At 69.1% G+C, this 14,475-nt stretch carries 12 protein-coding genes and 1 pseudogene; 10 read left to right on the forward strand and 3 right to left on the reverse strand.

Annotated elements, in window-relative coordinates:
- Positions 1-5: 5 nt before the first annotated feature.
- From speB to AB0J09_RS20870, 3 genes are read left to right on the forward strand one after another with little or no spacing between them, the layout of a single operon-like run.
- Positions 6-941, forward strand: a complete 936-nt coding sequence (speB, locus tag AB0J09_RS20860; protein WP_360693263.1) for an agmatinase — start codon at positions 6-8, stop codon at positions 939-941.
- Positions 938-2,449 (forward strand): cytosine permease, encoded by a 1,512-nt coding sequence (locus AB0J09_RS20865; protein WP_360693266.1) that lies wholly within the window; start codon positions 938-940, stop codon positions 2,447-2,449. Before speB ends, AB0J09_RS20865 begins: the two co-directional genes overlap by 4 nt.
- Positions 2,449-3,087 carry a cyclase family protein gene (locus AB0J09_RS20870; protein ID WP_360693269.1) on the forward strand — a complete coding sequence of 213 codons (639 nt, stop codon included), beginning with the start codon at positions 2,449-2,451 and terminating at the stop codon, positions 3,085-3,087. Before AB0J09_RS20865 ends, AB0J09_RS20870 begins: the two co-directional genes overlap by 1 nt.
- Here AB0J09_RS20870 and AB0J09_RS20875 read toward each other — a convergent pair.
- Positions 3,084-3,575, reverse strand: a complete 492-nt coding sequence (locus AB0J09_RS20875; protein WP_360693271.1) for an Lrp/AsnC family transcriptional regulator — start codon at positions 3,573-3,575, stop codon at positions 3,084-3,086. The genes AB0J09_RS20870 and AB0J09_RS20875 overlap by 4 nt on opposite strands.
- 194 nt (positions 3,576-3,769) lie before the next feature.
- Here AB0J09_RS20875 and AB0J09_RS20880 point away from each other — a divergent pair, with 194 nt between their 5' ends.
- The 7 genes from AB0J09_RS20880 to AB0J09_RS20910 are packed head-to-tail and all read left to right on the forward strand — an operon-like array spanning position 3,770 to position 11,443.
- On the forward strand, positions 3,770-5,203 hold the full coding sequence (locus tag AB0J09_RS20880; protein ID WP_360693274.1) for a gamma-aminobutyraldehyde dehydrogenase: 1,434 nt from the start codon (positions 3,770-3,772) through the stop codon (positions 5,201-5,203).
- Positions 5,204-5,217: 14 nt separating this feature from the next.
- The gene (locus tag AB0J09_RS20885) at positions 5,218-6,285 is read left to right on the forward strand and encodes an ABC transporter ATP-binding protein (RefSeq protein WP_360693277.1); all 1,068 of its coding nucleotides are present in this window, start codon (positions 5,218-5,220) and stop codon (positions 6,283-6,285) included.
- Positions 6,286-6,306: 21 nt separating this feature from the next.
- Positions 6,307-7,494: a spermidine/putrescine ABC transporter substrate-binding protein gene (locus tag AB0J09_RS20890; protein WP_360693280.1), complete on the forward strand. Its 1,188-nt coding sequence runs from the start codon at positions 6,307-6,309 to the stop codon at positions 7,492-7,494.
- Between the two features lie 3 nt (positions 7,495-7,497).
- Positions 7,498-8,349 carry an ABC transporter permease gene (locus AB0J09_RS20895; RefSeq protein WP_360693283.1) on the forward strand — a complete coding sequence of 284 codons (852 nt, stop codon included), beginning with the start codon at positions 7,498-7,500 and terminating at the stop codon, positions 8,347-8,349.
- The gene (locus tag AB0J09_RS20900; protein ID WP_360693286.1) at positions 8,346-9,131 is read left to right on the forward strand and encodes an ABC transporter permease; all 786 of its coding nucleotides are present in this window, start codon (positions 8,346-8,348) and stop codon (positions 9,129-9,131) included. Before AB0J09_RS20895 ends, AB0J09_RS20900 begins: the two co-directional genes overlap by 4 nt.
- A 36-nt stretch (positions 9,132-9,167) precedes the next feature.
- Positions 9,168-10,562 (forward strand): FAD-dependent oxidoreductase, encoded by a 1,395-nt coding sequence (locus AB0J09_RS20905; protein ID WP_360693289.1) that lies wholly within the window; start codon positions 9,168-9,170, stop codon positions 10,560-10,562.
- Positions 10,559-11,443: an alpha/beta hydrolase gene (locus tag AB0J09_RS20910; RefSeq protein WP_360693292.1), complete on the forward strand. Its 885-nt coding sequence runs from the start codon at positions 10,559-10,561 to the stop codon at positions 11,441-11,443. Before AB0J09_RS20905 ends, AB0J09_RS20910 begins: the two co-directional genes overlap by 4 nt.
- Positions 11,444-11,455: 12 nt before the next feature.
- Here the strand turns inward: AB0J09_RS20910 and AB0J09_RS20915 are convergent, their stop codons facing one another.
- Both AB0J09_RS20915 and AB0J09_RS20920 read right to left on the reverse strand, forming a co-directional pair.
- A complete protein-coding gene (locus AB0J09_RS20915) occupies positions 11,456-12,955 on the reverse strand; it encodes an MFS transporter (protein ID WP_360693295.1) in 1,500 nt (499 codons plus the stop codon).
- A gap of 35 nt (positions 12,956-12,990) precedes the next feature.
- Positions 12,991-14,475 (reverse strand): annotated as a pseudogene (locus AB0J09_RS20920) (AfsR/SARP family transcriptional regulator); the annotation flags it as partial.

Consider the following 14,475-nt stretch of genomic DNA (forward strand, 5'->3'; position numbering starts at 1 on the left):
GCCGCATGAACCAAGGCCCTGTCGACTCCAGCCAGGTCCCGCGCTTCGCCGGGCTCGCCACCTTCGCCCGCCTGCCCCGCCTCGACCAGGTGGAGCGGGCCGACGTCGCCGTCGTGGGCGTGCCGTTCGACACCGGGGTGTCCTATCGGCCGGGCGCCAGGTTCGGCCCGGCGGCTGTCAGGGAGGCCTCCCGGCTGCTGCGGCCGTACCATCCGGGGCTGGACGTCTCCCCGTTCGAGCGGGCGCAGGTGGTGGACGCCGGCGACATCGCGGCGAACCCGTTCGACATCGGCGCGGCCATCGAGAGCATCGAGGGCGCGGCGGACTCGATCGACGCCAAGCTCGTCGCGATCGGGGGCGACCACACCATCGCGCTGCCGCTGCTGAGGTCCGTGGCCAGGAAGCATGGTCCCGTGGCGCTGCTGCACTTCGACGCGCACCTCGACACCTGGGACACGTACTTCGGCGCCGAGTACACGCACGGCACCCCGTTCCGGCGGGCGGTCGAGGAGGGGCTGCTCGACACCGAGGCCGTCAGCCACGTCGGGATCCGGGGACCGCTGTACGGCAAGAAGGATCTCGAGGACGACCGGCGGCTCGGATTCGGCATCCTGACCGCGGCGGATGTCCTGCGGCGCGGCCTCGACGAGGTGATCGACGTGCTGCGTCAGCGCATCGGCGACCGGCCGCTCTACGTGTCCGTCGACATCGACGTGCTCGATCCCGCGCACGCGCCCGGCACCGGGACGCCGGAAGCGGGCGGGCTCACCAGCCGGGAGCTGCTGGAGATCCTGCGCGGCCTGGCCGGTTGCAACCTGATCGGGGCCGACGTGGTCGAGGTGGCCCCGGCCTACGACCACGCGGAGATCACCTCGATCGCCGCCTCCCACGTGGCGTACGACCTGGTCAGTTTGCTAGCGATGCAGGAGAAGCAGACATGAGCGGCATCACCGAGATTGAGACTTACGGGGTCGAGCGCATCCCCGACTCCGACCGCACCGCGCGTCCGGCCGACTTGTTCAGGGTGGCGTTCGGAGGTGCGAACACCTTCGCCACCTGCGTGCTCGGCGCCTTCCCCATCCTGTTCGGCCTGTCGTTCTGGCAGGGGCTGGCCGCCACCGTGCTCGGGCTGGTGGTCGGGGCACTGATCCTGGCGCCGCTGTCGTTGTTCGGACCGCTCAACGGCACCAACAACGCCGTCTCGTCGTCGGCCCACCTGGGCGTGCACGGCCGGGTCGTGGGTTCGTTCCTGTCGCTGCTCACCGCGATCGCGTTCTTCTCGATCTCGGTGTGGTCGTCGGGGGACGCGTTGGTCGGCGGCGCGCACCGGTTGGTGGGGTTGCCGGACACCAACCTGTCCTACGGCGTCGCGTACGGGATCTTCGCGGTGCTCGTGCTGGTCGTGTGCGTCTACGGCTTCCGGTTCATGCTGTTCGTCAACAAGATCGCGGTGGCGGCGGCGTCGCTGCTGTTCGTGCTGGGGGTGTTCGCCTTCGCCGGCGACTTCGACCCCTCTTACCCGGGCACGCTGCAGGCGGGTGACCCGCTGTTCTGGCCGTCGTTCATCGGCGCGGCACTGATCGTGTTGTCGAACCCGGTATCGTTCGGAGCGTTCCTCGGGGACTGGTCCCGCTACATCCCGGCGAGCACGCCGCGCTCGCGCGTGATGGCCGCCGCGTTCCTGTCGCAGATCGCCACCATCCTGCCGTTCTGCTTCGGCCTGGCCACCGCGTCGATCATCGCGGCCAAGGCCGCCGAATACGTCGACCCGGCCGCGCCCAACTACGTCGGCGGGCTGCTGGCGATCTCGCCGGGCTGGTACTTCGTGCCCGTCTGCCTGATCGCGCTCATCGGCGGCATGTCCACGGGCACGACCTCGCTCTACGGCACCGGGCTCGACTTCTCCAGCGTCTTCACCCGCTTCTCCCGCGTGCAGGCCACGGTCTTCATCGGCACGTTGTCGATCGTGTTCATCTTCATCGGCCGCTTCGCCGCGAACCTCACGCAGAGCATCTCCACGTTCGCCACGCTGATCATCACGTGCACGGCGCCGTGGATGGTGATCATGATGCTGGGTTACGTGACCCGGCGCGGCTGGTACGACCCGGAGGCCCTGCAGGTCTTCAACCGGCGCCAGCGCGGCGGGCGCTACTGGTTCACGCACGGCTGGAACTGGCGTGGACTGAGCGCCTGGCTGGTGTCGGGGGGACTGGCGCTGATGTTCGTCAACCTGCCGGGGCAGTTCGTCGGGCCGCTCGGAGACCTCGCCGGCGGCGTGGACATCTCGCTGCCGGTCGGGCTGGCCGTGGCCGGGCTGCTCTACCTGGCGCTGCTGGCCGCCTTCCCGGAGCCGCGCGAGGTCTACGGACCCGAGGGGCCGCGACTGGCCCGCGCCGCCGACACCCCGGTGCTGCCCATCGTGGACGCGGCGGCCGAGCCGGTCACGTGATGGAGCTCGTCGACCTGTCGGTGCCGATCGAGACCGGGATGCCGGTGTATCCGGGCGATCCCGAGGTCTCGGTCGGCCCGGCGCTCACCGTGGCGCGGGACGGCGTCAACGTGCTGGGGCTGCACCTCGGCTCCCAGTCGGGCACCCACGTGGACGCGCCGTTCCACATCGACGACTCGCTGCCAACGCTGGACGAGCTGCCGCTGTCCCGCTTCTGTGGGCCTGCCGTCTTGGTGGACGTCCGGGGTCTGGCGCCGCGCTCGCCGATCGGGGCGGCGCCCTTCCAGGACGTCACCGCTCCAATCGTGCTCCTCGCCACCGGATGGTCGGCGTACTGGGAAACGGATGCCTATCAGGCGCACCCGTACCTGACCGAGGAGGCCGCGGCGTTGCTCGTCGAGCGCGGAGTGCGGACGGTCGGGATCGACGCGCTGAGCGTGGACCCCACGCCGGCTGAGGACTTCCCGGCACACCGGGTGTTGTGCGGCGCGCACGCCGTCATCGCCGAGAACCTGACCGGCCTCGACCGGCTCCTGGACGCCCAGGCGCGGGGCAGGCCGATCGAGGTGTCCCTGTTCCCGATCCCGCTCCCGGGAGCGGACGGCGCACCTGTGCGCGCGGTCGCGAGGGTCGGTTAGCGGGTGCCCCAGGAGTAGGTCTGCTTGCGCAGCTTCAGGTACACGAACGATTCCGTGGCCCGCACGGCGGGGATGGCGCGAATTTTGCTGAGAATTTCCAATAGGTGCCCGTCGCCCTCGCAGACCACCTCGACGATCACATCGAAGGAGCCCGCCGTGAGCACCACGTAGTCGATCTCGTCGATGGCCGCCAGCTCGTCGGCCACCGCCTCCAGGTCGCCCTCGCAGTTGATGCCGATCATCGCCTGCCGCGGGAACCCGAGCGTCAGAGGGTCGGTGACAGCGACGATCTGCATCACGCCGGCGTCCTGCAGCCGCTGGACGCGCTGGCGCACGGCGGCCTCAGACAGGCCCACCGCTTTACCGATCGCCGCGTACGGCATGCGCCCGTCGGCCTGGAGCTGTTCGATGATCTGCTTGGACAGGTCGTCGAGCACCACGGTCCCGGCATTGGGGTTGGTGCGGCGTACGCGCGGCGGCGTCGTCATCGACAGCAATCCTCCTAGCGGTCAGGCGTTACGGGCGCGTTCCCGTCGAGTTGCCGTCCCGGTGCGACATGTTGTCAGTTCCTGGCGGCGTGTCAAGCGAATTCGTAGCAATTTGGTATCTTCACCACGAAATCCCTTGTTCAGATGCAACCGGCTCTGTAAGAGTCGCGGCATCTCAGCCACGAGGAGGCACCTTGACCACCCGTCTCCAGAACTTCATCAACGGTGAGTTCGTGGACGCGAAGAGCGGCCGATTCTCCGACATCATCGACCCGTGCACGGGTGAGGCATACCTGCAGGCCCCCATCTCGGGTGCCGAGGACGTCGACGCCGCCTTCGCCGCCGCGGCCGCCGCCTTCGAGTCGTGGGGCAGGACCACCCCGGGTGAGCGGGCCAACCTGCTGCTCAAGGTCGCCGACGCGATCGACGCACGAGCTGACGAGATCAACGAGGCGGAGTGCCTCAACACCGGCAAGCCGCGGGCCCGCATGGCCGAGGACGAGACCCCGGTCGCCGGCGACCACTTCCGGTTCTTCGCCGGCGCGGCGCGCACGCTGGAGGGCCCCACGGCCGGTGAGTTCCTCGCCGAGCACACCAGCGTCATCAGGCACGAGCCGATCGGCGTGATCGGGCAGGTCACGCCGTGGAACTACCCGATGATGATGGCGGTCTGGAAGATCGCCCCGGCCCTGGCAGCCGGCAACACGGTCGTGCTCAAGCCGTCCGACACCACCCCGGCCTCCACGCTCAAGCTGGCCGAGATCCTCGGCGAGGTGCTGCCCGCCGGCGTCTTCAACGTCGTCACCGGCGACCGCGAGACCGGCGCGCTCGTCGTCGGCCACCCGACGGCCTCCATGGTCGCCATCACCGGCTCGGTCGGGGCGGGCATGTCGGTCGCCAAGAGCGCCGCTGACGACCTCAAGCGCGTGCACCTCGAGCTCGGCGGCAAGGCCCCGGTCGTGGTGTTCGAGGACGTCAAGGACCTGCGCAAGGCCGCCGCGGACATCGCCGTCGCCGGCCTCTACAACGCCGGCCAGGACTGCACCGCCGCCTGCCGGGTGCTGGTGCAGGAGAGCGTGCACGACGAGTTCGTGGCCGCGCTGACCGAGGCCGCCGCCGGCACCGTGACCGGCGACCTGGACAACGAGGACGCCCTCTACGGGCCGCTCAACAACGAGAACCAGCTCGCGAGGGTCCAGGGCTTCATCGACCGGGCCCCGGCGCACGCCAAGGTCCTCACCGGCGGCACCAGGGTCGGCGAGAAGGGCTACTTCTTCGCGCCGACGATCGTCGACGGTCTCAAGCAGGACGACGAGATGGTGCAGAACGAGGTCTTCGGCCCCGTGATCACCGTCCAGACGTTCGCCGATGAGGCCGACGCGCTGGCCAAGGCCAACGACGTGAGGTACGGCCTGAGCGGCTCGGTCTGGACCTCCGACCACGGCCGTGCCATGCGGATGTCCAACCGCCTCGACTTCGGCGTGGTCTGGGTCAACACGCACATCCCGTTCGTCTCGGAGATGCCGCACGGCGGCTTCAAGCACTCCGGGTACGGCAAGGACCTGTCGGTGTTCGGCCTGCACGACTACACCCGGGTCAAGCACGTCATGCACTACATCGGCGAATAGGAACAGTACCTGGGATGACTGAGCTGAATGCGATAGAGCTTGAGGACGTCGTCAAGGAATACCTTTCGCATGGCGAGGTCGTCCAGGCGGTCAAGGGCGTCACGCTGGGCATCGCCGAGGGGGAGTTCTTCTCCCTCCTCGGCCCGTCCGGGTGCGGCAAGACCACGACCATGAGAATGGTCGCCGGGTTCGAGCCGCCCTCGAAGGGCCTGGTGAGGCTGCACGGCAAGGACGTCACGAACGTCCCACCCAACAAGCGCGACATCAACATGGTCTTCCAGTCCTACGCGCTCTTCCCGCACATGAGCGTCTGGGACAACGTGGCGTTCGGGCTGAAGCAGCGCAAGACGCCGCAGGAGGAGATCAAGCGGCGGGTCGGCGAGATGCTGGAGATCGTCGACCTCACCGGCAGGGAGAAGCGCAGGCCGCGCGAGATGTCCGGCGGCCAGCAGCAGCGCGTGGCGCTGGCCCGCGCACTGGTCAACCGGCCGCGGGCGCTCCTGCTCGACGAGCCGCTCGGCGCGCTCGACCTCAAGCTGCGCCAGGCGATGCAGATCGAGCTCAAGCGCATCCAGCGCGAGGTCGGCATCACGTTCGTGTACGTGACGCACGACCAGAACGAGGCGCTGACCATGAGCGACCGCATCGCGGTCATGAACGACGGCCTGGTCGAGCAGCTGGCCGGGCCGCGTGAGATCTACGAGCGGCCCGCGACCGCGTTCGTGGCGGGCTTCATCGGCACCTCCAACCTGCTCGCCGGCGCGGCGAACGGCGGCGTGCTGAAGATCGGCGGCGGCCGGGTGCTGGTGCCCGGGCACGACGGCGACGTGACGGTGACCGTGCGGCCCGAGAAGATCACCATCGGCACGGACGAGCCCGCTCAAGGGCTGAGCGCCGTGCGCGGGACCGTCGCCGAGGTGGTCTACCTGGGGACGTACAACAGTTACGCCGTGAGACTCGCTGACGGGGCCGAGATCACGGTTTTTCAGCAGAACGCGAATGACGCCACGGCCACGGCGGAGCGGGGCGACTCCGTGTGGCTGTCGTGGCAGGCGCAGCACTCGTATGTGATTGGAAGTTGATAGCACCTCATGAACCACCCCATGCCCCGCTCCCGTCGCGACATCTTCAGGATCGCCGGGTACTCCGCCGCAGGGCTCGCTCTGGCCGCCTGCGGCGTTCAAGGACAGAAGGCCGCGCCCCCGAAGGCCGACGCGGTCAAGGACTTCTGGGCCAAGCAGACCAAGCACGGCAAGGTCGTCTTCGCCAACTGGCCTGAGTACATGCCGGAGGACAAGGCCCCGCTGGAGAAGTTCAAGCAGGCCACCGGCATCTCGTACGAGTACAAAGAGGTCATCCAGGAGAACGCCGAGTTCTTCGGCAAGGCCGACCCGGTGCTGCGTGCCGGGCAGCCCCTGGGCTACGACATCGTCGTCATGACCAACGGCGTGCAGCTCCAGCACATGATCGACCTGGGCTACGCGACGCCGCTCGACCACTCCCAGCTGCCGAACTTCGAGGCCAACGCCGGTCAGAAGTACAAGGAGCGGGCCTACGATCCCGGCAACAAGTACACGGTGCCGTACACGTCGGGTGTGACCGGGATCGCGTACAACACCAAGTACGTCAACGAGGACATCACCAGCATCGAGTCGCTCTTCGATCCCAAGTACAAGGGCCGGGTCGGCATGATGGCCGACGCCCAGGAGATCGGGAACTTCGGCATGTTCGCGCTGGGGATCGACCCCGAGAAGTCGACCGAGGCCGACTGGAAGAAGGCCGGGGAGAAGCTCAAGGCGCAGCGCGACGCCGGAATTGTCCGGAAATATTACGACCAGAGCTACATTGACGCCGTGTCCAAGGGCGACGTCTGGCTGAGCATGGCCTGGTCGGGCGACGTCTTCCAGCGCCAGCTCGCCGGCGAGCCCGTCAAGTTCGTGGTGCCCGAGGAGGGCGGCACGATCTGGACCGACAACATGCTCATCCCCAAGGGCGCGGCCAACCCGGTGGACGCGCTCATGCTCATGGACTACCTCTACCAGCCGCCCGTGGCCGCCGAGCTGGACGAGTTCATCCAGTACGTCACGCCGGTCCCGGCCGTACAGGACCTGCTGAGGGAGAAGGCCAAGACGGCCAAGGGCAAGGACAAGAAGTCCCTCGAGGACATGGTGAACAGCCCGCTCATGTTCCCGACCGAAGCCGACTACGCCAAGCTGCACAGCTACACCCCGCTGACCACCCAGCAGGAGCAGGTCTTCAACCCGATCTTCCAGTCCATCACCCAGGCCTAGCAGATGAGGCGGCTCACCCCCTACCTGCTGGCGCTGCCGAGCTGGATGTGGCTGGCGATCTTCCTGGTCGTGCCCATGGCCGCGATGGCGTCGGTCTCCCTGCAGACCGGCAACGCCATCGACGGCTTCGCGATGACGTTCAGCTTCTCCAACTACAGCGACGCGCTCGGCAGGTACAGCACCCAGCTGGTGCGCTCGCTGGCCTACGGCGGGCTCGCCACGGTGGCCATGCTGGTGATCGGCTATCCGGTGGCGTACTGGATCGCGTTCAAGGGCGGCGCGCGCAAGTCCGTGTACCTGTTCCTGCTGCTGCTGCCGTTCTTCGTGTCGTTCGTGCTGCGGACGATCTCGTGGAACTTCCTGCTGTCGGACAACGGCATCCTGTTCGGCACGCTGAAGGGCTGGGGGCTGCTGCCCGAGGACTTCCACGTGCTGGCCACGACGGTCGCCGTGGTGGGCGGGCTGACCTACAACTTCCTGCCGTTCATGATCCTGCCGATCTACGTGTCGCTGGAGCGGGTGGACCCACGGGTGATCGAGGCGGCTCAGGACCTGTACGCGACGCGGACGGCGGCCTTCCGGCGGGTGGTGCTGCCGCTGTCGCTGCCGGGGGTGTTCGCCGGGGTGCTGATGACGTTCGTGCCCGCCACGGCCGACCCGATCAACGCGCAGATCCTCGGCGGCACGTCCAACACGATGATCGGCAACATCATCCAGACCGAGTACCTGACGAACCTGAACTACCCGACCGCCTCGGCGCTGTCGTTCACGCTGATGGCGGTGCTGCTCGTGGGGATCTTCGTCTACGCCAGGGCGCTCGGGACCGAGAACGTGCTCGAGGCGGCGGCCCGATGAGGGGGATCAGGCTCGGCGACCGCCTGCTGCACATCTACACCTGGATCATCATCGTCTGGTTGTCGTCGCCGATCGCCGTGATGATCCTCTTCGGCTTCAACGACAAGAAGAGCAAGTCGAACACCTCCTGGCAGGGCTTCACGCTCCGCTGGTACACCGAGCTGTTCGACATCTCCGACCTGACCGTGGCGCTGCGCAACTCGCTGGTGATCGCCGCGGTCAGCACCGTCATCACGGTCGTGATCGGCACCATGCTGGGGCTGGCGCTCGGGCGGCACCGCTTCCGCGGCAAGGGGCTCACCAACTTCCTGGTCTTCGCTGCCATCTCCACGCCTGAACTGGTCATGGGCGCGTCACTGCTGTCGCTGTTCGTCTCGGGGAACGTGCCGCGCGACGCGAACACGATCATCGTCTCCCACGTGCTGTTCTCGGTGTCCTTCGTGGTGGTGACGGTGCGCGCGCGGATCGTCACGCTCGACCCGTCGCTGGAGGAGGCGGCCAGGGATCTGGGGGCGACGGCGTGGGGGACGTTCAGGCAGGTGACGCTCCCGTCGATCATGCCGGGCGTGATGGCCGGCGCGATGTTGTCGTTCGCACTGTCCATCGACGACTACGTGGTCACCAGCTTCGTCAACGGCTCGACCGTCACCTTCCCCCTGTGGATCGTGGGTGCGGTTAAGACAGGTATCCCACCGCAGGTCAACGTCATGGGTACGCTGATCTTCGGCATCGGGGTGTTGATCGCGATCGGAAACGCGGTGGCGGCACGGCGCCGTACATAAATAAACCTCCACGAACTTCGTAGGGAAGTGGGATTTGTGGATCCGCTGAAGGCGCTTGCTGATGCGGAGCGCAAGCCGTACTGGCTGGACAGCCCGGCCAGACCCGAGCCGCGACCGCGGCTCGACGAGAACACGAGTGCCGACCTGGTCGTCGTCGGCGGAGGCTTCTCGGGGCTGTGGACAGCCCTGATGGCCAAGGAACGAGACCCCTCGCTGGACGTCGTCCTGCTCGAAGGGCGCAGGATCGGATGGGCGGCCACCGGCCGCAACGGCGGGTTCTGCCTGGCGACCCTCACCCACGGCCTGGCCAACGGCCTGGAGCGGTGGCCGGACGAGATCGACCGCCTCGAGCGCATGGGGGTGGCCAACCTCGACGAGATCGAGCGCACGCTGGAGCGCTACGGCGTCGACTGCTCGTTCGAGCGCACCGGGGAGCTGTACGTGGCCACCGAGCAGTGGCAGCTCGACGACCTCCACGAGCACCTGGACCTGATCTCGGAGCACGGGTTCGACTACCTGCCACTCGATCAGGAGCAGGTGCGGGCCGAGGTCAACTCGCCCACCTACCTGGGCGGGCTCTGGGACCGCAGCGGGTGCGCCATGCTCGACCCTGCGCGGCTGGCGTGGGGGCTGCGGGACGCGTGCCTGAGCCTCGGCGTGCGGGTCTATGAGCGCAGCCCGGTCCGCTCGCTGCGTGATGACGGCACGACCATCACGCTGCGCACGCCGCACGGCGCGGTAGGCGCGCGCCAGGTGGCGCTGGGCACCGGGGTGTTCCCGCCGCTGCTGCGGCGGCTCAAGCACTTCGTGGTCCCCGTGTACGACTACGCGGTGATGACCGAGCCGCTGTCCGACGCCCAGCTCGCCGAGGTGGGCTGGCGCAACCGGCAGGGCGTCGGCGACTCCGGCAACCAGTTCCACTACTACCGGCTGACCGATGACAACCGGATCCTGTGGGGCGGCTACGACGCCGTCTACTACAACGGGGGCCTGGTCAGGCCCGAGTACGAGCAGCGCGACGAGACGTTCGTCAAGCTCGCCGAGCACTTCTACGAAACGTTCCCGCAGCTCGACCACGTGCGGTTCACGCACAGGTGGGGCGGCGTGATCGACACCTGCAGCCGGTTCAGCGCCTTCTACGGGCAGGCGCACGGCGGGCGGCTGGCCTACGCGACCGGCTACACCGGGATGGGCGTGGGGGCCACCCGGTTCGGGGCGAACGTCATGCTCGACCTGCTGTCGGGTGAGCCTACCGAGCGGACCGAGCTGCGGATGGTCAAGGAGAAGCCGATCCCGTTCCCGCCCGAGCCGGTGCGGTCCGGCGTGATCCAGGTCACCCGGTGGTCGATCGCGCAGGCCGACCGGCACGAGGGCAAGCGCAACCTGTGGCTGCGCGCGCTCGACCGGATGGGACTGGGGTTCGACTCGTGACTCTGACCACGAGAGTCGAGTTCGTCGTGGACGGCCTCACGCTCGCCGGGGACCTGCGGGTGCCCGGCGGCGTGGGGCCGCGGCCGGGGCTGGTGTTCACGGGGCCGCTCACCGGGGTGCGCTCCCAGGTCACGGGCCTGTACGCGGAGCGGCTGGCCGAGCGGGGGTACGTGACGCTGGCCTTCGACCATCGGAACTGGGGCGAGTCCGAGGGGCTTCCGCGCCGGGACGAGGATCCCCAGGGCAAGCTGCGCGACCTGCGGGCCGCCGTGTCGTTCCTGCGGTCGCGGGACGAGGTGGACCAGGACCGGATCGGGGTGGTGGGGGTATGCCTTGGCGGCGGATATGCCCTGAAATTTGCTGCTTTTGATCCTCGCGTCCGGACATTTACCGGTATTGCGGGTGCGTACAACAACCCCTACTCCATGCGGGCCGGGATGGACTACCAGTCGACGCTGGCGGGACTCACGGATGTCCTGGAGCGGCAGGACCTGGGCGGCGCCGTCGAGTACATGCCCGCGGTCGCCGAGGAGGGGGAGTCCGCCATGCCGGGCGACGAGCCGTACGCGTACTACGGCACGTCGCGGGGCGCCTCGCCGCACTGGTCCAACTCGGTGACCAGGGCCAGCGTCCGGGAGCTGGTGACGATGGACAACATGATGGGAGCGGACTTCCTGTCGCCGAAGCCGGCGCTGATCGTGCACGGGGTCGTCGACCGCTTCTGCCCGCCCGAGGGGGCCGAGGAGGTGTTCAGGCGGCTCGACCAGCCGAAGAAGCTCGTCTGGGTGGACGCCAAGCAGCACATCGACCTCTACGACCGCGAGCCGTACGTCACCCAGGCCGTGGACGCGACGGCCGGCTTCCTCGGCGAGCACCTCTGAGGCCGTGGAGGATCACGCCCGGCTGAGCACCTCCTCCGGGATGACCTTCGGCACGCCACGGAGCCCGACGAACGCCAGCAGCGCCACCACGACCAGCAGTCCCGACGTGACCAGCGAGGTCACGTGCAGCCCCTCGATGAAGGCCGCCTGCGCCGCGCGGACGAGCCTGCCCGCCTCCTCGGCGGGCAGCGCCTCGGCCGCGCGCATCGCCCCGGCGATCGACTCCCGCGCCGCGCCCTCCACCACGGTGCCGTCCAGGCCGGCCCGGTACGCGGTGTTCAGCACCGTGCCCAGGATCGCGATGCCGAGCGCCCCGCCCAGCTCGAACGCCGTCTCCGACACCGCGGCCGCCGCCCCGGCCCTTTCCCTGGGCGCGGTGGCCAGCACGTTGTCGTTGTTGACGGTGAGCGCGAACCCGACCCCGAGACCGCCGACGACCATGACGGGCAGCAGCGCGAGGTAGTTCAGCGAAAGGCCGAGCGTGGAGTAGTACAGGAACGCGCCCGCGTTCATGGCCAGGCCCAGCGCGACCACGCCGTTCCTGCCCAGGCGGCCGATGAGCCTGGCGGCCAGGATGCCGCCCACGGCGCCGCTGAGCCCGCCGGGCAGCTGCGCGAGCCCCGCCTGGAGCGGCGTCCAGCCCAGCACGAGCTGCAGATACCAGCCGAACATCAGCATCATGGCCGACATCGTGAAGATCGCCAGCAGGTTCGTGACGATGGACGCGCTGAACGCCCTGCGCGTGAAGAGCCGCACGTCGATCAGCGGCTCGGCCAGCCGTGCCTGCCGCCACACGAACAGGCCCAGCAGCAGCACCCCGGCCACGCCCGCCACCAGCACATCGGCGTGCCCCGCGCCCTTGTGCGCTCCCTCCTTGAGAGCGTAGACGGCCGTCACCACGCCGGCGAACGACAGCGCGACGCTGACCAGGTCGATCCTGCCCGCATGGGGGTTGCGCGACTCGGGCAGCACCAGGATCCCGCCGGCCAGCACCAGCAGCATGATCGGCACGTTGATCAGGAAGACCGAGCCCCACCAGAAGTGGTCGAGCAGCAGCCCGCCGACGACCGGGCCGACAGCGAAGCCGGCGGCGCTCATCCCGCTCCAGATGCCGATGGCCGCGGTCCGCTCGCCCGGCTCGGTGAACACGTTCCGGACGATCGACAGGGTGGACGGCATGATCGTCGCCCCGGCCACGCCGAGCAGCGCCCTGGCCGCGATCAGCAGCTCGGCGTTGGGCGCGTACGCGGTCACCGCCGAGGCGACGCCGAACGCGGCCGCGCCGATCAGCAGCAGGCGCTTGCGGCCGATGCGGTCGCCGAGGTTGCCCATGGTGACGAGGAGGCCGGCCAGCGCGAAGCCGTACATGTCGCCGATCCAGAGCAGTTGCGTGGAGTTCGCGCCGAGGTCGGTCACCAACCGGGGCAGGGCCAGGTGCAGGACCGTGAAGTCGAGCGAGAGCAGCAGGGTGGCCAGGCAGGCGATGGCCAGGCAGGACCATTTGTTGTTCATGTCGCCCACTGTCGGGAGGGCGGCTGACGGTCCGCCTACCGCTCGCTGACCGGCCGGCTGACCTTCGCCAGCCCTGCGGCGATGCGGGCGCGGGTCTCCTCGGCGCTGTACCAGTCGGCCGGGACCTCGTCGCGCGCCTGGGCGAGGAGGGCGCGGGCCTCGTCCAGGTCTCCTTGGAACAGCGCCACCTCACCCAGGCCGAGGTGCGCCCACGCGAGGTTCTCCATCGAGCCGTTCCTGCTTGCCATCTCGGCCGCGCGCGTGTAGTCGGCCCGCGCGCCCGCCGCGTCGGCCAGGCCGAGCAGGACGTCGCCCCGCCGGCACAGGCCCTCGGCGATCTCCGACCTGGCGTCCAGCTCCCTGGCCACCGCCAGCGCCTCGTCGGCCAGCGCGTACGCGGTCGTGAAATCGCGCTGCTCCTGGTACAGGGCGCACAGCCCGGACAGCACCAGCACGGTGCCCCACCGCTCCCCGATCGCCTTGAACGCGGCCAGGGCCAGCTCGAAGTGGGCCAGCGCCTCCTCGATGCGGCCGACCGTCTGCAGCACGAACGCCGCGCCACCGTAGGACAGGGCCCGCTGCCAGGGCGGAAGCAGGTCGATGCCCTCCATGAGCAGCGGGTAGATCTCATCGAAGTCGCCAGGAGGCCCGGTGAACGCCGACAGCAGCATCATCAGGAACTCCACCCGCGACGGCAGGAACTCCACCGGCATCAGCTGCCGCGCCTCCGCCAGCCGCGGGCGCAGCCCCTCGTCGACGCCGCCCGTCCAGGCCGTGACGAGCACACACATGATGTACTCCTCCTCCATGCCCGGCGGGCAACCGGAGCCGAGCTCGGCCAGCAGCGCGGCCGCCAGGCTTCCGCTGGTCACGCGGTGGCCGCGCATCCACCAGTAGCAGGCGCTGTGGGCCAGCAGCCGCAGCCCCGTCTCCAGCCGTCCCGACTCGGTCGCCCAGCGCGCCGCGGCGTTGAGGTCGTCGCTCTCCTCGTCGAGCAGGGCCAGCCACTCCAGCTGCTCGCCGGTGCGCAGCAACGGGTCGGCCGTCATGACCAGGTCGAGGTAGTAGCCGGCATGCGCCTCGCAGACCGAATCGACCTCGCCTGACTCCGCCAGCCGTTCCGCGCAGAACGCCCTGATCGTCTCCAGCATCCGGAAACGCCCGTCCACGAACTCCACCAGCGACTTCTCCGCCAGCGAGAACAGCACCTCCTCAGGCAGCCCGCACACCCGCTCGGCCGCCTCGGGCCGCGCACCGCGAACGAAGACCGAGAGCCTCCTCGCCAGCCGCTGCTCGCTCTCGTCGAGCAGGTCCCAGCTCCACGCGACCACCGCGTGCAGCGTCTGGTGCCGGGGCAGCGCCGTACGGCTGCCGCGGGTCAGCAGCCTGAACCGGTCGTCGAGCCGCGCCGCCACGTCGGAAACCGGCAGGGTACGCAGCCGCGCCGCGGCCAGCTCGATGGCCAGCGGCAGCCCGTCGAGCGCCCGGCAGATGCGCACGACCTGGGCGGCGTTGCCCGC

The organism is Nonomuraea sp. NPDC049784 (assembly GCF_040659615.1).
GTDB lineage: Bacteria > Actinomycetota > Actinomycetes > Streptosporangiales > Streptosporangiaceae > Nonomuraea.